We start from the raw sequence: 201 nt of genomic DNA, 5'->3' as shown, positions 1-201 counted from the left end.
CCATCCTCAACTGGGAGACGTTCAACGTCGGCCGCGACACCACGCTGCAATTCAAGCAGAACGCTTCCGACGCGGTGCTAAACCGCGTGGTGGGCGCGTCCGCCAAACCCAGCGAGATCCACGGTTCGATCAAGGCCGACGGCACGGTGCTGGTGGTGAACCAGAACGGCGTGATCTTCACCGGCACCAGCCAGGTCAGTG

Annotated in this window: 1 protein-coding gene; it reads left to right on the top strand. The window is 63.2% G+C overall.

Going from position 1 to position 201, the window contains the following annotated elements; genetic code table 11:
* The coding region (locus tag KDH83_RS32405) for a filamentous hemagglutinin N-terminal domain-containing protein (RefSeq protein WP_212323335.1) at positions 1 to 201 on the top strand (201 nt) is incomplete at both ends.

This window comes from Achromobacter sp. Marseille-Q0513 (assembly GCF_018195695.1).
Lineage (GTDB): Bacteria > Pseudomonadota > Gammaproteobacteria > Burkholderiales > Burkholderiaceae_B > Achromobacter.
The sequence above is the reverse complement of the archived record's forward strand: the minus strand, read 5'-3'. Positions and strand labels throughout refer to the sequence as shown.